We start from the raw sequence: 18,974 nt of genomic DNA, 5'->3' as shown, positions 1-18,974 counted from the left end.
AATTACATGTCTTTTTCGTAAATCCTATCCCTAGTTTATTCTGAAAAATTAAAGTCTAAACGTAAAATATAGGTTTTTATCACAATTTTTTATTATAATATATTTTCTTCAACTACGCTACATATCCCTTTATTTTTTCATCTTACATTTCAGGATGACAAACTCACACCTTGAATATACTAAAAGACAAAGGAGTATAAGTATAACCATTACACTACAATCTATTACAAAATCCATAGGTATCATATTTCACACGAGCGAAAAAAGCACATTCACCTTTGGTAAATGTGCTAAAACATTTTTTGGTTTTGCACTGCATTCACAATAATATTTGCTGTTTCTTCAATCGCTTTATTCGATACATCGATTACTTGGCAATTTATTTTACTAATTACTTCCTCAAAGTGATCAATTTCTTCTTGAATACGATTAATATTTGCATATGTTGCTCCATCACTTAATCCAAGTGATTTTAATCGTTCTTTTCGAATATGATTTAACTTATCTGGCGTAATTTTCAAACCGAAACATTTTTCTTTTGCCACTTGATATAGTTCTTCAGGTGGGTCAACTTCTGGCACGAGTGGTACATTCGCAACTTTCAAGCGTTTGTTATGAGCTAAATATTGGGAAAGTGGTGTTTTTGATGTACGCGAAACACCAATCAACACGATATCTGCTTTTAAAATACCTCGTGCATCTCTGCCGTCATCATACTTCACAGCAAACTCAATCGCTTCAATCTTTTTAAAGTATTCTTCATCTAACCTACGGACAACACCTGGCTCATATCTCGGCACTTGCCCCGTAATTTCTTCAATTTGATCAATAAGAGGGCCGATAATATCGTATGCCTCTACCCCTTCTTTTGCAGCCTCTGTTACTAAATACTGGCGCATATCAGGCTTAACTAACGTAAAACATATAAGTGCTTGATTACTCTTAGCAATCGAAATCACTTCTTTTAATGTCCCTGTATCTTCTACATACGGTACACGTCTAATATCAGGAGCAAACGGGAATTGCCCCATTGCTGCTCGAACAACCAAATCAGCCGTTTCCCCTACAGAGTCAGATACGACATATACGATTTTATTATCCATTACATTACCTCACTTTAAACAAATTACACTTATTCGTTATTTACTAAATTTACAAACGCACGTGTAATATTTGTTTTTGTAATTCGCCCAATCACTTCTAAACCTTGTTTCGTATCTTTTACAACTGGCATTGCATCAATCTGTCTTTCTATTAATTCCATCGCAATATCATATAAAGAATCCTCTCTACGACACATCGCAATGTTTGGCATCCTTGTCATGATAATATTAACCGGAAGAGAGGTTAAATCCTGCTTTCCTAAGCTCGCTCTTAATAAATCTTTACGAGACACAACACCAACTAATAGAGTCATCTGATCTACAACGAACAATGTACCAACGTCCTCTAAAAACATCGTACAAATTGCATCGTATACGGAAACATTTTTATCAATTACAACCGGTCTAGATTGATAATCTTGTACTTTAATTTTCTTAACAGCTTCAGATAATAGCTGCCCCCCAGTTTTACCCGTATAAAAATAACCTACGCGTGGACGTGCTTCTAAATAACCAGCCATCGTTAAAATTGCTAAGTCTGGTCTTAGCGTCGCACGTGTTAGACCCAATTGCGCTGCAATTGATTCCCCTGTAATAGGACCGTGATCTTTTACAATCTGAATGATATGTTCTTGCCGTTTATTCAGCTCTATGATAATCACCACCTTTAATGCACAACGAAAAAAGTTATACTATCTCTTAAATATTATATACTAAATATGCTATTCGAAAAAGAAAGTATGTAAAAAGGACCGTATACGGCCCAAAATTATATTTGAAACTTATCAAGTTGTTCTAAAAAACGTCTTGATTTCAAATAAATTCCGCAATATTCATCATAATATGTATTCAATACTAAACGCATTTGTTTTTTTGTGCTATCCTTTACCGATACATTTCCGAGCCTATGTAAATCGAAATGGAAGAAAAGACGTAATAATTTATGAACAGCTTCTCCTACCGGTATACGATATGGGTCTTGCTCTGCATGACGTGAGCACAGAAAACCGCCTTCCCTGACGGAGAAGGCGACAAAGTCTGTTTCTTGATGACAAATCGCACATGTATCAAAGTACGGGCGCATCCCTAATACCGGAAGCATTTTCGTTTGATAAATTAATGATAATACTTCTGGATCAACACCCTCACACATATAATGCAACGTTTGATATAACATTTCAAATAAATACGGATTATGTTTTTTATCTTCTGTTGCTTTATCAGTTAACTCAACAATAAATGATGCATAAGCAGTTAAAAATATATCCTCGCGAATTTCTTTCATAGTTGAAATAATCTCGCCTTGTTGCAATGTTCCAAGCCCAGATCCCATTTGAATTAGAAAATGGCCATGTGTCATTAATTGCGACACAGATGCTAATCGGCTTTTCGGTTTTTTTGCCCCTCTTGCCATTGCACTTACCTTACCAAGTTCTCTTGAGAATATTGTAACAATTTTGTTCGTTTCTCCGTAATCTGTCGTACGGATAACGATGCCCTCAACTTTTTGAAACATGTTCGTCACCATCCAAGGTTTGAACAAAACGGGTCAAGAAATTGGAGAGTCTAGATGCGCTAGCTCCTCTTCATGTTGATCCATCTCATCGTTTACGTCTTTTTCCATTTCTTTCAAAAGCAAGTACGTTTCAATGCTTCCTGTTTTGGAGAAAAACTTCCAGGTAAAATCTAGCATAAGAATCCACCTTTCTCAATAAGCGTAGCCTATAAACCAATTTCCTTTGTTGTTATTAAATTGACCCATTTTGTCCATTTTCATGTGAGAAAAATTTTTCCTAATTTATCAAAGTTCATAAAAACCAATAATCAGTGGATGAACCAACCATCCACTGATTACAACTTTACTCTATTTTAGTACTCATCCTCGCGGAAACCTAGGTCACGAAGCTGAGACATTTTATTACGCCAATCTTTTTGCACTTTTACCCATACTTCTAAAAATACTTTAGAACCAAGTAGCGCTTCAATATCAAAACGAGCTCGCTTACCAACTTCTTTTAACATTTTTCCTTGTTTTCCGATGATGATTCCTTTTTGTGATGCACGTTCAACAACAATCGTTGCATTTATATAAACTGCCCCGCCCTCACGCTTTTGAATCGCATCGATAACAACAGCCACAGAATGCGGCACTTCTTCACGTGTTAAATGTAGTACTTTCTCACGAATAAGCTCTGCAATAATAAATCTCTCCGGATGATCCGTTACTTGATTCTCTGGATAGTATTGTGGTCCTTCTGGTAAATACTTTTTAATTGTCCCAATTAAAGCGTCCACATTATTACCGTCTAACGCAGAAATTGGTACAATCTCTGCAAACTCATGTAGTTTACGATATTGATCAATTAACTCTAGTAATTGCTCTGGATGAAGTTGGTCAATTTTATTAATGACTAAAAATACTGGTTGTTTCGTTTCTTTTAATTTCTCAATGATGAATTCCTCACCACGACCAAATCCTTCAACTGCATTAACCATAAACAGAACAATATCAACTTCTTTTAATGTCGTTTGCGCCATCTTTACCATGAAGTCGCCTAATTTATGTTTAGGTTTATGTATTCCTGGTGTATCAATGAAAATAACTTGTGCATCATTTTCTGTATATACACCTTGAATTTTATTACGAGTCGTTTGTGGCTTATCACTCATAATAGCAATTTTCTGGCCGATAATACGGTTTAAAAATGTAGATTTTCCAACATTCGGTCTGCCAATAATAGAGACAAAACCTGATTTATAACCTTTTCTATTCATGTAAATCCTCCGCTAAAAATGCTCCTGGTAACAATTCTCCGACTGTCGTCTCTTGAACGTCACCATGTAAGTTTGATAAGTATACTTTCGTATCCTGTTTACATAATTCTACCATAACTTGTCGACATGCTCCACAAGGAGGTACTGGACGCTTTGTATCTGCTACAACCGCAATGGCTACAAATTCGTTATCCCCTTCAGAAACCGCCTTAAATAAAGCTGTTCTTTCAGCACAATTACATAAGCCATATGATGCATTCTCAACATTACATCCACGATACACTTTTCCATCGCGCGTTAATAATGCTGCACCTACTTGAAATTTAGAATATGGTACGTACGCTTGTTTACGCGCTTCGATTGCTTCTAGAATTAATTGTTTACTATTCATATTCCCGCATCCTTCCTGTTCACAGCTATGAAGAGATACACTCTCTCATTAAAGGCCCTTACGGCACTTCCAAAGCTTAATAAAAGCTTCGGAATGCAACTATACCATATACGGTAAAAAGATAATAGCACCAATTATAACAGCTATAATTGCAAACAATAAAACCGCTCCTGCCGCAACATCCTTTGCAATTTTTGCAAACGGATGAATATCGGCAGTCGCTAAATCTACCGTTTTTTCCACAGCCGTATTTACCATCTCTAAACTCATTACACTCCCTATTACAATAAGTAATATCATCCACTCTATTTTCGTAATATGGAAATAAAAGCCGCAGCATATAACAATGACTGCGGCTAAATAATGGATTTTCATATTTCGTTCATGACGAAAACAAAAGAATATACCAGCTATAGCATATCCAAAACTATCTATAAGTTTTCCTTTTTTCATCGTCCTAATCCAAAAGCTTCTAAAATTTCTTTTTGTCTTCCGAACATTTCTTTTTCATCTTCTTCTGTCATGTGATCATAACCAAGTAAATGTAAAAAGCCATGTAACGCCAAAAATCCAAGTTCACGATCGAAAGAATGTCCGTACTCTTCAGCTTGCTCTTTCGCCCTTGGAATAGAGATAATAAGATCCCCTAACATGCGCGGCATCTCTGCACCAACAATCTCCATTTCTCCTTCTCCCATCTCTTCCATGGCAAAGGATATTACATCTGTAGGTTGATCTTTATCTCGGTAATCACGATTAATTTCTCTAATGCGCTCATTATCTACAAATGTCACCGATACCTCCGCACCATCCTCGATATTTTCCATTTGAGCTGCTTTTTCTAACACTTCACGAATTAAACTCATATACTCTTCTTTTACTTCTTCTGTTTCATCAATAAAATCAATTAACAAACTCATTCTTTCTCCTTTTCTTCCGGAGGTTCCGGATATGTAATACGCGAATGGAAAATACCATTTAACGTTTCACACAACGTTTTTCCAACGATTTGTAGTTCCTTAAACGTCAAATCACATTCACTAAATTGACCGTCTTGCAGTCGATCTTTAATAATACTTTGCACCAAATTATTAATTTGTTCTGGCGTTGGGTGATTCATAGAACGTACCGCAGCTTCTACACTATCAGCAATACCAACAATTGCCGATTCTTTCGAAGTTGCTTTTGAACCTGGATAACGGAACATCTCTTCTGTATATTTTTCTTTATCTTCTTTAATAGCTTTATAATAAAAATATTTCAGTAACGTTGTACCGTGATGTTGCCCAGCGATATCAATAATTTCTTGTGGAATATGATATTCTTCGAGCATTCTTACTCCATCCGTTACGTGAGCAATTATAATATCTTTACTCGTTACAGGATCTAATTTATCATGCGGGTTTTTAATTCCCATTTGGTTTTCAATAAAGAATTGCGGTTGTACTGTTTTTCCTACATCATGATAATATGCCCCTACACGCGCTAATACACCATTTGCCCCAACTGCTTCACAAGCAGCCTCAGAAAGATTCGCTACCATTACACTATGATGATATGTCCCTGGCGCTTCTAACAAAATTCTGCGTAAAAGCGGATGATTTGGACTTGATAGTTCCATAAGCTTCATACTTGATACGATTCCAAGTCCACTTTCTAAATATGGTAAAATCCCCATAGCCAAAACGGATGATATAATCCCTGAAAGTGAAGCCATTAATAATTGCGTACCAATTTCAAGAGGCGAAAAATTCCCATTACGTAATAATAAAAGCGCCGCCAATACGACTACATTTAATACAGAAACGAGTATACCAGCTTGTAAAATCATTGTACGACGATTTTTTTCTCGCAAGAAAATACTAACCGATAACGAACTTAACAATACGTAAATCCCTACACTATAATTTAATGTACTCGTTACTCCTTCATTAAACATAATACTTCCGCATACAGAAAAAATCATACTCGTTAAAAAGACAAATCGATCACCAATCATTAGTTTTACAAGTATTGTTCCCATCGCAACTGGGACAACATATGCAATCCCTGCGTATTCAAGTTTTTGAAACAAACTAATGATTTTCATTAAGACGATTGTGATAGACAAAATTGTAATATACGCTAAAACATACGGTCTATCTTCTCTTTTTCTCTTTAAAAATAATTCAAATTGTTTATGCATAAAGTATAGTAACACACCAATGAGTACCGCTAATCCAACATAAGGTTGAAAACCGTTCCCTTTTTCTAACAAACCAACTAATTTCAACTGATTATACACATCACTTGAAATTGTTTCACCTTCTCTAACAAGAACTTGTCCTTGAAGAATATAAACAGGTGGAACTAAATCTTCCTCTGCTTTTCTCTTCTCTTTCGTTAAGATTGGGTCATAAAAATAGTTAGCTGAAATTGCATATCTTCCTAGCGCCTTAATTGATTCTTTTAAACCATTATCAACATTAACACTATTCATCTCACTTACATATCGTTCTTTCGCATCTTTCAATTCGTCCATTTTAATATGCTCAGTCATGATACTATTAATCGCTGTGACCGCAGCATCTTTCGCTAATACTAATTGGCTCGGATCTGCATTAATCAAATTCAGTAAGTTTGAATCAGATAACTCTTTCGTTAAGTCAGCGGGTAGTTTCTTTTTTAACTTGTCCACTTTCTCAGCATCAGTCATCTTTTTTTGATCATCCGGTCCAACAGCTTTAATCTCTTGCACCACTTCATCCACTTTAGCAAAGACGTCATTCACAATATCAACTTTGTTTTGTTTATACTCACTTTTATATGTATATTGATCTTCAACTTTTGTAGCGGCTTCTTTTTTCTTTTTATCCGTTGTAACTTTATCTTCAATTTTTATAGGAGAATGGATTGTCTTTTTCGCAATAGAATACATATTAACATCTAATTGTTCTGGTTTTACATTATTCATAAGCGCAAAAAACAGCACTGCTCCTAACACAACGTAAGAAATCCAACTTAGTTTTTTCGAATGTTGTAAATTACGAAACCACTTAGAAATTTCTTGAGATCTTGACATGATTTCAATACCTTCTCCTCTCCAGAAATAAAGTGAAACTATTTATAGCTTTCATTTCTTCTACCAAACGATACTTTGAGGCAATATTTTATACACTAGTACCAATAGTTTATTTTCCTTATCTTTCATGATAGTAAAAAATATGACGTTCGCCAACCTTATCATACAAAAAGAAATGATCCTGACAAATAGGATCATTCCATTTTATCATATGCCTCAATAATACGTTGCACCAATGGATGTCTCACAACGTCCGTTTGTTCTAATGTAATAAATGACAGACCTGATACACCAGATAAAATATTAGCAGCTATAGATAGCCCTGATTTTACCCCTTTTGGCAAGTCTACTTGTGAAGGGTCCCCTGTAATAACCATTTTAGAACTAAAACCTAATCTTGTTAAAAACATTTTTATTTGAGCACCCGTTGTATTTTGAGCCTCATCTAAAATAACAAATGAATCATCAAGCGTACGCCCCCTCATATAAGCAAGCGGAGCTATTTCAATTACTCCTCGCTCCATCATACGCTGCGTATATTCTTGTCCAAGAATATCATGTAAAGCATCATATAACGGGCGTAAGTATGGATCTACCTTCTCTTTCAAATCCCCTGGTAAAAAACCTAAATTTTCTCCAGCTTCTACAGCAGGTCTTGTTAAAATAATTTTCTTTACATATCCTTGTTTTAAAGCCCTCACAGCCATTACTACAGCTAAATATGTTTTTCCAGTTCCTGCAGGCCCTATCCCAAAGACAATATCATTCTTCTTCATCGCATGAATATATCTTCTTTGCCCCATTGTTTTTACACGAATGGATTTACCTTTTGCAGTCTTGAAAATTTCTTCCTCATATAACTCTTCAAATTGAGCAATTTTCCCTTGTTGTGCAAGCTGAATCGCATACGCAACATCTCTCTCTGAAATTGATATACTTTTACGAATTACAACAAGTAATTGCTGTAAGATTTTTTCTACGAGTGCCACCGTTTCAACTGCCCCAGATACATGAACAGTTTCTCCTCTAGTTACGATCGATACATTCAGTTCTCGTTCAATTACTTTTAAATGCGCATCATTAACTCCAAAAAGAGCGATTGCTTCGTTAGCATTTTCCAATTGTTGGTTCATTTCTACTAATTGTTCTGCCATTACTCAGTCTCCTTGAATATCGGATTCGGATATTGGTTGTGGCTCTGCAATATTTTCAACCACAGTATAATGCAATGTGACTTTTAGTTGATCCGCCTCAACCTCTTTACTCAAAATCTTATCACTTACAATCATAGCATGTTCATCCAATTTTTTCTTTAGTTCTTTTTCGGCCATCTCCTTCGCTACTTTCAGCGCTTGCTTTTCTGTATATTCTCGATTCGCTTCTTCCTCTTCTCTCACAACATCTTTTTCATATGCAATCGGCAGTGTAAAACCAAATAATTTCACATCATGCTTTACACTTTCAGTACGAGAGCGTTTATACTTATCATGCTGAAATCCCCATATTTTTATTTTCGTATCCCCAAATTTAAGAAAATGTTCATTGTATACATTACCAGTATACACTTGGAATTGCGTCTTTAACGGGACATCCACCTTAGATGTATACCACGTTTCGCCATATACAATACCTTTCGCTGAAACAATCGTCGGACTTTCCTCATTACCATATATTCCCGATACGAGAATCTGTCCTTTTTCTACATGATCATTTTTCAGTACAACCGGCTTTCCAACTTCTACAAACGTTTTTGTAATAATCGCTTCTTTTTTTGCTACTAAATTTTGCGGCCTTTGTTCCTTTTCTTTCTTCGGTTCGTTTTTTTCAACAATTTTAAAATGATAAGTCGTTCCCCTTACTTCTAGTCCCGCCCAAGTAATGGCATTAATATTATCTGTCAAATGGCGTTGTACATCTTCTACATTCGGCATTTGAAATTGTAGTTTCCCTTTTTTAATACCCATTTTATCCAATTCTTTCATCAATATATATTCTGTTTCAGGTTTAGCTCCTGTAATTTCAATTTTCCAAACCATATTTGACATTGCAATCACACCAAAAAAGAAAATTAAAAAACCAATTAAAAATCCACTGTTTTTAATTAAACGTTTATTCCAAAAAGGAAAACCATAACGTCCAATAAAATATAATTTACATTCATTTTTTCTATAAATTGGTTTTATTTTTTTCACATCGCGTAACAACATACAAAAAACTAACGTTTCATCAGCTATCTTTTTAACATCCCAAACTAATAAATTCCTCCGTACACATTCATTAACAAACCGTTCCGCTCCTCTACCTTCAATTCGCACTTTTACATATCCAAGCCACTTTATAAACCATTTATTTTTCATTTACCACCTTCACTACCTTTCTAAAAGTAGATATACTACTTTTTATTTGAAGCATTAAAATAGCTCGTACTAAAATAAAACAGAGTAAAACTGTAATCAGTCTCTATCAACGGAACTTTTACAGGATAAAGAAGAAAAACTTCACAAATGGAAGTTTCACTTCAATCACCTTTTTTTTCATTTTCTAAAAATGTTACTTGCTCAATTATCCCCTCGAGTAAAAGCTCTTCTGGAAGAATCGTTTTAATAACAAAGGATTGTCCTTTAATTAATAATTGACCGTGTTTTAAAAGCAATCGCACTTCTTTATCTGAAAACACTAATAACCCCCGATGATTTTCTATATAAATATGTATTTGCCCAACAAGAGTAATCCGAGGTAGATCCATTAATACATCCACTGGTAGGTCTACTTGTTTTGTCAACCAATTTTTCATTTGTTCTAATTTCTTCATCTCGAAAGACCCCCTCTCATCCCATATATATGTATTTCTTCACAAGTGCCTATCGTGTTATAACGACTTCACTAACATAACTATATTCTGCAAGAGTTCATATCATGTTAATTAAAACAGTCGCTATATGAAATCATATTTGTCAGGACAATGATGGATCAGAGGATGTTACCTTTAATAATAGAAGTATTAATACAAGAATATGCGCCCCTACAGGATATCAGTACAAGTTACATTAAGAAATTGAGCCTAGCGAGAAGTGGGAAACTTGAAAAAACCTGTTACAATTCGTTCTGGACGTGACATACTGACCATAGAATAAGTAGTTGTCATTTATTGGACAACTGAGATAAAGTAAAACTATAATCAATCCTCACCAATCGGGCTACCCGTTAATGCGGGATAAAATCAAAAAAAAAGAAAATTTCTTCACTCTGAATGTTACGTTGTAAGTAAGAATATTTTATAGATGGTTGTTATATGAATTTCAAAAAATATTAGGGTTCATTAAAAAATGAATTAATAAATGAGGAAATACGAAAGGAAATCGGCTTTGGTCAAGAAGTTTTGAATGTTATAAAACAAGTTACCGACAGTAATATCCAGCCATTTTATGCAACTGATGCAAAATCTAAGTTACCTTTGAGGATTATGCTGAAGAGCAAGCTATAAAACTTCAATCTGAGTTTCAGAAGGCTCGGTACTTAGCTTTTATTCGCGAAAGAAGTTTTAGTCAAGGAAGTAAGAATAGGTGTAGAATCGGAATTATACAAGGAAATAATAAATTGAAACTTTAACTAGAGGGGTTTTTATCACTTACAGAAACGCTTTTTAAGCAATATAGCGTTTCTCCTTAATCAGAACAATAAAAAAACGTCTCATACGAAATGAGACGTTTTTTTATGCTAATAGCTGGATAACCAGCTTATTCACAAGTGATCCGTCTGTTTTACCTTTTACTTTCGGCATAACAGCAGTCATCACCTTACCCATATCTGCTTTAGAAGTCGCACCAACTTCAGAAATAACTTGCTTGATTACATCAACTAGTTCTTCTTCAGTTAATTGCTCTGGCAAATATGCGCTTAAAATCTGAATTTCACTTTGCAGTTTATTAACAAGGTCTTCACGACCAGCTTTTTTAAATTCAAGGAGGGAGTCCTTATACTGTTTTACTTCACGAGCTAAAACTGTTATTTCCTCTTCTTCAGTAAGAGTATGTTGCAGTTTAATACCTTCATTTTGTAAAGCAGCCTTAACCATACGAATAACGGTTAATTTTTCTTTTTGTTTATTCTTCATCGCTTGTTTCATATCATCGTTTAAACGACCGAGAAGACTCATAACTTACACCCTCTCTTAGAATTTACGCTTTCTTGCCGCTTCAGATTTCTTCTTACGTTTTACACTTGGTTTTTCATAAAACTCGCGCTTTCTTGCTTCAGCAAGTGTACCAGTTTTAGAAACCGATCTTTTAAAACGGCGAAGTGCATCCTCCAAAGACTCGTTTTTACGAACGACTGTTTTTGACATTCTCTTTCCCTCCCTCCGAAACATCACACTTACATACTAACTTCAGCATGCAAAAAGAAACACTTCTTCAGCATGTCTTTTACGATTATAATACATTTTATCACTTCAGGTCAACTATTTGGCAGAATAAAAGAAGAATAGAAGCATTTCCTTTTCAAAAGTTATGCAAATAACTAGTATCCTTCACTGATGAAGACAACTATATTTTTATCATTTCATCTTTTTTCATACAGGGATGCATGAAACGCCTCCCCACCTTCTATTACTTAACCGCTTCAAATAAAGAAAGCATGCAAACCGTTTCCGGTTGCACGCTCTTTTTATGCGCTAGCTGATTCTTTTTTCACATCATCTTCAAGAACACGAACAAATTGCGCTTCGTTATATGGATAACCAGCTTTCGTAATTTTCACTTTCACTAGCTTACCAATTAATTCTTCTGATCCTTCAAATACAATTTTCAAGTAGTTATCTGTATAACCTACATATAACCCTTCACGGTCGCCCTCTTTAAATTGCTCTTCCGGAATGATTTCAAGCACTTCACCTTCAAACGCTGATGCGTACTCTTTCGCTAATTGATTAGATAGCTCAATTAAACGATGAACACGATCGTTCTTCACATCTTCAGGAACTTGATCTTCCATGCGCGCTGCAGGTGTTCCTGTACGTTTTGAGTAAGGGAACACATGTAACTCAGAGAAGCGGTTCTCTTTAATGAAATTGTATGTTTCCATGAATTCTTCTTCTGTTTCACCTGGGAAACCAACGATTACGTCAGATGTAATCGCAAGGCCTGGTAACACTTCTTTCAAACGATCTAAACGCTCTTGGAAGAATTCCATCGTATATTTACGACGCATACGTTTTAATACAGTATTAGAGCCAGATTGCAACGGAATATGCAAGTGGCCTACAACTACTTCAGATTTATCTAACACTTCAATTACTTCATCTGAAATTTGACTCGCTTCAATAGAAGAAATACGAAGACGTTTTAATCCGCCTACTTCCGCTTCCATATCACGAAGTAATCCAGCTAAGTTATAATCTTTTATGTCTTCGCCGTATCCACCTGTATGAATACCCGTTAATACGATTTCTTTATAGCCTGCATCCACTAATTGTTGCGCTTGTTTAATAACTTCTTTTCCATCACGAGAACGCATTAAACCGCGCGCCCAAGGAATGATACAGAATGTACAGAAGTTATTGCAACCCTCTTGTATTTTTAAAGACGCACGTGTACGATCCGTGAAATAAGGTACATCAAGTTCTTCGTACACACGTGTTTTCATAATATTGCGGACAGCATTAATTGGTTGACGCTCTTTACGGAATTCTTCGATGTAACCTAACATCTTTTCACGATCCTGTGTACCAACTACAATATCCACACCCGGGATCGCCATAATTTCAGCTGGAGATGTTTGTGCATAACATCCCGTTACACAAATAACTGCATCTGGATTTTGACGCACAGCACGTCTGATTACTTGACGGCTTTTTTTGTCCCCAGTATTCGTTACTGTACATGTGTTAATAACATATACATCAGCTTTCTTTTCATATTCTGTTCTTTCATAACCACCTTGTTTAAACAATTGCCAAATGGCTTCTGTTTCATAGTGGTTTACTTTACAACCTAACGTATGGAACGCAACAGTTGACATTGATCATCACCCCATCAATTCAAAATGATACGAAGCAGCACTTAACGCGTATAACGGCGCCGTTTCTGTTCTTAAAATTCTTGGTCCTAAACTACATGGTACAAATTTATGTTCACGAAGCGCTGTAATCTCTTCCTCAGCTAAACCGCCTTCTGGGCCAAATACAATCAATAGCTTTTGACCTGGTTTCATTGTCGTTAAAGCTTTCGCAAAATTAGATTTCTCGCCTTGTTTTGCTTCCTCTTCGTAAGCAACAAGACAAGCATCATACTCACCACTCATTGAAAGCAATTGCTTAAATGATGCTGGAGCATGTACTTCTGGAATTTCACTTCTATGTGATTGTTCCGCAGCTTCTTTCACAATTTTTCTTAAACGCTCAACTTTTTTATCAGCTTTTTTCGCATCCCATTTTACGATAGAGCGAGATGCTTGAAATGGTAAGAATGCAGCTGCCCCAAGCTCAGTTCCTTTTTGAAAAATTAACTCTAGCTTGTCTCCTTTTGGCAGTCCACTTGCAATCGTCACGAAAACAGGAAGTTCACTTGACGCCTCTACCCATTCTACAATAGCCGTATTAATAAATTCACTGGTAATTTCATCAATTGAACATACTGCTGTTTTTCCATTTACACAGCAATAAATATGATCACCAGCTGACATACGCATCACTCTTGCGATATGATGTACGTCATCACCTACAATGCGAATACTTGTCTCATTTACATATTTCTCTTCTACAAAATAACGTTGCATATAATCACCTTAGTAGAGTTTCGTTCCTTTCGTAAGTCAACACTTACGAAAAGAACGAAACGTTATCATTTTTCATATAACAAACGGCAAGTCCCTCACCTTATAGTGAGAGACTCCCCTTTTCATTATAGACTAAAATCTATATTACGCATTTCGTGCAATAATTGCTACCCAATCTTCCATTCGTAACACTTCTTCAATTGTAAATCCAGCTTTTTCTAGCGCCTCAGAAATTACTTTTTCCTTCGCAGCAATAATGCCCGATGTAATAAATAATCCACCTGACTTCACAACTCTTGCTGCATCTTCAGGGAATAATAGAATAATTTCTGCTAATAAGTTAGCTACGATTAAATCAACAGGACCTTCAATACCTTCTAAAAGACTATTTTGTCCAACAGACACGATATCATCTGTTGTATTTAAACGTACATTCATTTCTGCACTTTCAACCGCAACCGGATCTAAATCATACGCTTGAACAGAAGACGCACCTAATTTTGCTGCTGCAATACTAAGTACACCAGAACCTGTTCCTACATCAATAATAGCGTCACCTGGCTGTACTGTTTTTTCTAAAGCACGGATACACATCGTTGTTGTTGGATGAGTTCCTGTACCAAACGCCATACCCGGGTCTAATTCAATGATTTTTTCATCAGGAGAAGATGGTGTATATTCTTCCCAAGTCGGTACGATTGTGAATGTATCAGAAATTTGTACTGGATGGTAATATTTTTTCCAAGCAGTAGCCCAATCTTCTTCATTGACTTCGTTAACGGTAATATTTCCAGTACCAATTTCGATGTCGTAAGATGGAAGCACATCAATAGATGATTTTACACCTGCAATCGTTTCATGTAAAGAATCGGTTTGCGGGAAATATGCTTTTATTAATACACCTTCCGCCGGATATTCATCTGGATTCAATGCATAAATTTCACCATATTGTTGCTCGCGCTCTTTCGTTAACTCCGCTGGATCCTCAATCGCAACTCCGCTAGCACCAGCTTCATGTAAAATATGAGAGACAGCTTCTACTGCTTCTTCTGTTGTATGAATACTAATTTCTGACCATTTCACAATTTACCAACTCCATTTTTTATTTCCATTATTCCCCTTTGAAAGCACGTTTAAGCTTTCCGAATAAACTATCATCCTGCTCTTCTTGTCCTGCAAATTCACGTAATAAATCTTTTTGCTGTGAAGTTAATTTCGTCGGTACAACAACACGAACGACTACATATTGATCTCCTTGACCGTATCCACGTACGTTCGGAGCACCTTTTCCTTTTAAGCGGAACTCTGTTCCAGTTTGTGTTCCTGCTGGGATTTTCAGCTTCACTTTACCATGAACAGTAGGGACTTCCACTTCAGCACCAAGTGCCATTTGTGCAAATGTTAATGGCATTTCGCAAATAATGTGGTCTCCTTCACGCTCGAAGAATTCATGATTTCTTACATGAACAACAACATATAAGTCTCCTGCTGGTCCGCCATTTACGCCGGCTTCACCTTTTCCAGACACACGAATTTGTTGACCATTATCAATACCCGCTGGAATTTTAACATTAATTTTTTTACGTTTACGAACTTTACCTGAACCGTGACATGTCGTACATTTTTCTTTAATAATTTGTCCAGTTCCTGAACAATGACCACAAGCTTGACGGTTTACGATACGACCAAACGGTGTGTTTTGTTCAACACTCACTTGACCAGAACCTGAACAATGTTTACATGTTTCTTTTGAAGTTCCTGGTTTTGCTCCACTACCTTTACAAGTATCACATGGATCTTCTACTGGAATTTCCACATTTAATTCCTTACCAAAAATAGCTTCTTCAAAATCTAAAGTGACTTGATATTGTAAGTCAGCGCCTTGGCGCGGAGCATTTGGATCACGACGTCTGCCGCCGCCACCGCCAAAGAAAGAACTAAATATATCTTCAAAACCGAAGCCACCGCCGAAGTCTCCTCCGCCGCCAAATCCACCGAATCCTTGATTTGCACCAGCATGACCAAATTGATCGTACTGCGCACGCTTTTGATCATCACTTAACACTTCGTATGCTTCTTGTACTTCTTTAAACTTTTCAATTGCATTTTCTTCTTTGCTTACGTCTGGATGGTATTTTTTAGCCAAACGACGATACGCTTTTTTTATTTCATCTGTTGAAGCGCCCTTGCTAAGTCCAAGGACCTCATAATAGTCTCGTTTACTCATAAATTTACAACCCCCGAATCTTTCACATAAACGTAATTTTAACACCGAAAGAAAGTGCTTTGCAACAAAGTTTCCTCACTTACAGTATGCAAAGCGAAAAACTTAAGATCCTCACACATCGCTTCTCATTCGTGAAAAAAGCCAAAGTCAAGGCACGCTTGACTTTGACTTTTTGTCATCTTACTTATTATGTTTACAGTTGAATTACTTGTCTTCTTTTACTTCTTCAAACTCAGCGTCAACTACATTGTCTTTCTTCGCGCCAGCGTCTTGTGCACCTTGCGCACCTTCTGCTTGACCAGCAGCTGCTTGAGCTTGCTCGTATAATTTAACAGTTAATTGTTGTACGATTTCTTGTAAAGCATCTTTTTTCGCACGAATTTCTTCAAGCTCGTTTTTCTCGATTGCAGCTTGTAATGCTTCTTTCGCTTCTGTTGCTTTTGCAACTTCAGCTGCATCTACTTTACCTTCTAAATCTTTTACAACTTTGTCTGTTTGGAATACAAGTTGGTCAGCTTCATTACGAAGTTCAACTTCTTCCTTACGTTTTTGGTCAGCGTCAGCATTTGCTTCCGCTTCTTGTACCATACGTTCTACTTCTTCATCAGAAAGACCTGAAGAAGATTGGATTGTAATAGCTTGCTCTTTGCTTGTTCCTAAGTCTTTCGCACGTACGTTAACGATACCGTTCGCATCAATATCGAATGTTACTTCGATTTGTGGAATACCACGTGGTGCTGGTGGAAGGTCAGTTAATTGGAAACGACCTAACGTTTTGTTGTCAGCTGACATCGGACGCTCACCTTGTAATACGTGAATGTCTACTGCTGGTTGATTATCAGCAGCTGTCGAGAATACTTGTGACTTACTTGTTGGAATTGTAGTGTTACGCTCGATTAATTTCGTGAACACGCCACCCATAGTTTCAATACCTAAAGAAAGTGGAGTTACGTCTAATAATAGAACACCTTCTACATCACCAGTAAGTACGCCACCTTGAACTGCAGCACCTAATGCTACAACTTCATCAGGGTTTACACCTTTATATGGCTCTTTACCAGTTTCACGTTTAATAGCTTCTTGTACAGCTGGGATACGAGTAGATCCACCAACAAGAATAACTTTATCTAATTCGCTTGGAGCAAAACCAGCGTCTTTTAATGCACGACGAGTTGGCTCTAATGTTCTTTCAACAAGACCTGCTGAAAGCTCTTCGAATTTCGCTCTTGTTAACGTTAATTCTAAGTGTAATGGACCAGCAGCTCCAGCACTAATGAATGGTAATGAAATTTGAGTTTGTGTTACACCAGAAAGATCTTTTTTCGCTTTTTCAGCTGCATCTTTCAAGCGTTGAAGCGCCATTTTATCTTGGCTTAAATCAATGTTATTTTCTTTTTTGAACTCAGCTACTAAGTGATCGATGATAACTTGGTCAAAGTCATCGCCACCAAGACGGTTGTCACCAGCAGTTGAAATAACTTCGAATGTGCCGTCTGCTAACTCAAGGATAGATACGTCAAATGTACCGCCACCTAAGTCATATACTAAGATTTTTTGTTCTTCGTCTTGTTTTTCTAAACCGTAAGCAAGTGCTGCTGCTGTTGGCTCGTTAATGATACGCTCAACTTCTAAACCAGCGATACGACCAGCATCTTTCGTTGCTTGACGCTCTGCATCGTTGAAGTATGCAGGTACTGTAATAACAGCTTTCGTTACTGTTTCACCTAAGTATGCTTCAGCAGAAGCTTTTAAATTTTGTAAAATGATTGCAGAAATTTCTTGAGGTGTATAATCTTTACCTTCAACTTCTACTTTGTAGTCTGTACCCATATGACGTTTAACAGACATGATTGTATTTGGGTTTGTAATTGCTTGGCGCTTTGCAACTTCCCCAACTTGACGTTCTTCATTTTTGAAAGCTACAACAGAAGGTGTTGTACGGTTCCCTTCTGGATTTGGGATAACCTTTGGTTCTCCACCTTCCATAACAGCTACACAAGAGTTTGTTGTACCTAAGTCAATACCGATAATTTTACTCATGGCGAATCCTCCTAGTTTTATGTAAATTATTGATTTACTTTTACCATTGATGGGCGAATCACACGGTCTTTTAATTTATAACCTTTTTGGAATTCTTCCACAACCGCGTTTGATTCAAATTCACTATCTTCCACTTGCATAATAGCTTGGTGTTCATTAGGATCAAACTGTTTACCAACAGCTTCAATCACTTCCACACCTTCTTTAGTCAGCGCTTCTAACAATTGACGATGCACCATCTCCATACCTTGTAACAATGATTTCGTTTGCTCATCAGTCGCTTCCACTTGCATTGCTCTTTCAAAATTATCAAGAGCTGGCAAGATGTCTGAAACTAGACTTTGTGCTCTATATTTTTCAGCAGCCTGTTTATCCATTTGGACACGGCGCTTATAATTTTCAAAATCAGCTTGTAGACGTAATGTGCGACCTTCCGTTTCCGTTAGTTTCGCTTGTAACTCATCTACTTTTTCTTGTAAAAGAGCAGCCTCACTTTTTTCTTCTACAGTTTCTTCACTGTTTTCTGGCGTGACAGCTTCTTCAACTTGCGCTTCTTTTACTTCTTCTACCACTTGTTCGTTACGCTCTTCCACAATATTCACC

Annotated in this window: 20 protein-coding genes; all 20 read right to left on the bottom strand. The window is 36.6% G+C overall.

From position 1 onward, the window contains the following. Nucleotides 1–290: 290 nt before the first annotated feature. Nucleotides 291–1,103, bottom strand: coding sequence for a pyruvate, water dikinase regulatory protein (locus BLT20_RS05710; protein ID WP_000368944.1), 813 nt, complete (start codon nucleotides 1,101–1,103; stop codon nucleotides 291–293). Nucleotides 1,104–1,132: 29 nt separating this feature from the next. Continuing rightward, nucleotides 1,133–1,765, bottom strand: a complete 633-nt coding sequence (locus tag BLT20_RS05705; protein ID WP_000583756.1) for a transcriptional regulator CcpN — start codon at nucleotides 1,763–1,765, stop codon at nucleotides 1,133–1,135. Between the two features lie 107 nt (nucleotides 1,766–1,872). Further along, on the bottom strand, nucleotides 1,873–2,619 hold the full coding sequence (gene recO, locus BLT20_RS05700) for a DNA repair protein RecO (protein ID WP_000487009.1): 747 nt from the start codon (nucleotides 2,617–2,619) through the stop codon (nucleotides 1,873–1,875). Between the two features lie 33 nt (nucleotides 2,620–2,652). Beyond that, on the bottom strand, nucleotides 2,653–2,796 hold the full coding sequence (locus BLT20_RS05695) for a YqzL family protein (RefSeq protein ID WP_000883924.1): 144 nt from the start codon (nucleotides 2,794–2,796) through the stop codon (nucleotides 2,653–2,655). Between the two features lie 176 nt (nucleotides 2,797–2,972). After that, on the bottom strand, nucleotides 2,973–3,878 hold the full coding sequence (gene era, locus BLT20_RS05690) for a GTPase Era (RefSeq protein ID WP_001080230.1): 906 nt from the start codon (nucleotides 3,876–3,878) through the stop codon (nucleotides 2,973–2,975). Next, nucleotides 3,871–4,269, bottom strand: coding sequence for a cytidine deaminase (locus BLT20_RS05685; RefSeq protein WP_001086283.1), 399 nt, complete (start codon nucleotides 4,267–4,269; stop codon nucleotides 3,871–3,873). The genes era and BLT20_RS05685 overlap by 8 nt, the downstream gene beginning before the upstream one ends. A 99-nt stretch (nucleotides 4,270–4,368) precedes the next feature. Further along, nucleotides 4,369–4,722 carry a diacylglycerol kinase family protein gene (locus tag BLT20_RS05680; protein WP_000715464.1) on the bottom strand — a complete coding sequence of 118 codons (354 nt, stop codon included), beginning with the start codon at nucleotides 4,720–4,722 and terminating at the stop codon, nucleotides 4,369–4,371. Next, on the bottom strand, nucleotides 4,719–5,189 hold the full coding sequence (ybeY, locus tag BLT20_RS05675; RefSeq protein ID WP_000054684.1) for an rRNA maturation RNase YbeY: 471 nt from the start codon (nucleotides 5,187–5,189) through the stop codon (nucleotides 4,719–4,721). Before ybeY ends, BLT20_RS05680 begins: the two co-directional genes overlap by 4 nt. Continuing rightward, entirely contained in the window at nucleotides 5,186–7,330 is a 2,145-nt protein-coding gene (locus BLT20_RS05670) for an HD family phosphohydrolase (protein WP_000091510.1), read from the bottom strand. Before BLT20_RS05670 ends, ybeY begins: the two co-directional genes overlap by 4 nt. Before the next feature lie 194 nt (nucleotides 7,331–7,524). Continuing rightward, nucleotides 7,525–8,484, bottom strand: coding sequence for a PhoH family protein (locus BLT20_RS05665; protein WP_000840501.1), 960 nt, complete (start codon nucleotides 8,482–8,484; stop codon nucleotides 7,525–7,527). 3 nt (nucleotides 8,485–8,487) lie between these two features. Beyond that, nucleotides 8,488–9,687: a sporulation protein YqfD gene (yqfD, locus tag BLT20_RS05660; RefSeq protein ID WP_000792498.1), complete on the bottom strand. Its 1,200-nt coding sequence runs from the start codon at nucleotides 9,685–9,687 to the stop codon at nucleotides 8,488–8,490. 161 nt (nucleotides 9,688–9,848) lie between these two features. Next, nucleotides 9,849–10,142: a sporulation protein YqfC gene (gene yqfC / locus BLT20_RS05655; protein ID WP_000732269.1), complete on the bottom strand. Its 294-nt coding sequence runs from the start codon at nucleotides 10,140–10,142 to the stop codon at nucleotides 9,849–9,851. Between the two features lie 900 nt (nucleotides 10,143–11,042). After that, entirely contained in the window at nucleotides 11,043–11,486 is a 444-nt protein-coding gene (locus BLT20_RS05645) for a GatB/YqeY domain-containing protein (protein ID WP_000054562.1), read from the bottom strand. 15 nt (nucleotides 11,487–11,501) lie between these two features. Next, complete coding sequence (gene rpsU / locus BLT20_RS05640; protein ID WP_000048061.1) at nucleotides 11,502–11,675, bottom strand: 30S ribosomal protein S21; 174 nt, start codon at nucleotides 11,673–11,675, stop codon at nucleotides 11,502–11,504. A 320-nt stretch (nucleotides 11,676–11,995) separates the two neighbouring features. After that, the gene (gene mtaB, locus BLT20_RS05630) at nucleotides 11,996–13,348 is read right to left on the bottom strand and encodes a tRNA (N(6)-L-threonylcarbamoyladenosine(37)-C(2))-methylthiotransferase MtaB (protein ID WP_073339390.1); all 1,353 of its coding nucleotides are present in this window, start codon (nucleotides 13,346–13,348) and stop codon (nucleotides 11,996–11,998) included. A 6-nt stretch (nucleotides 13,349–13,354) separates the two neighbouring features. Further along, on the bottom strand, nucleotides 13,355–14,104 hold the full coding sequence (locus BLT20_RS05625) for a 16S rRNA (uracil(1498)-N(3))-methyltransferase (RefSeq protein ID WP_001190154.1): 750 nt from the start codon (nucleotides 14,102–14,104) through the stop codon (nucleotides 13,355–13,357). 144 nt (nucleotides 14,105–14,248) lie between these two features. Further along, nucleotides 14,249–15,187: a 50S ribosomal protein L11 methyltransferase gene (prmA, locus tag BLT20_RS05620; protein ID WP_000872099.1), complete on the bottom strand. Its 939-nt coding sequence runs from the start codon at nucleotides 15,185–15,187 to the stop codon at nucleotides 14,249–14,251. Nucleotides 15,188–15,215: 28 nt separating this feature from the next. Further along, nucleotides 15,216–16,331: a chaperone protein DnaJ gene (dnaJ, locus tag BLT20_RS05615; RefSeq protein ID WP_000043946.1), complete on the bottom strand. Its 1,116-nt coding sequence runs from the start codon at nucleotides 16,329–16,331 to the stop codon at nucleotides 15,216–15,218. 204 nt (nucleotides 16,332–16,535) lie between these two features. After that, the gene (gene dnaK / locus BLT20_RS05610) at nucleotides 16,536–18,371 is read right to left on the bottom strand and encodes a chaperone protein DnaK (RefSeq protein ID WP_000034700.1); all 1,836 of its coding nucleotides are present in this window, start codon (nucleotides 18,369–18,371) and stop codon (nucleotides 16,536–16,538) included. 26 nt (nucleotides 18,372–18,397) lie between these two features. Beyond that, on the bottom strand, nucleotides 18,398–18,964 hold the full coding sequence (gene grpE, locus BLT20_RS05605) for a nucleotide exchange factor GrpE (protein ID WP_000392711.1): 567 nt from the start codon (nucleotides 18,962–18,964) through the stop codon (nucleotides 18,398–18,400). Nucleotides 18,965–18,974: the final 10 nt, after the last annotated feature.

This window comes from Bacillus sp. cl96 (assembly GCF_900100505.1).
Classification (GTDB): Bacteria; Bacillota; Bacilli; order Bacillales; family Bacillaceae_G; genus Bacillus_A; species Bacillus_A cereus.
The sequence above is the reverse complement of the archived record's forward strand: the minus strand, read 5'-3'. Positions and strand labels throughout refer to the sequence as shown.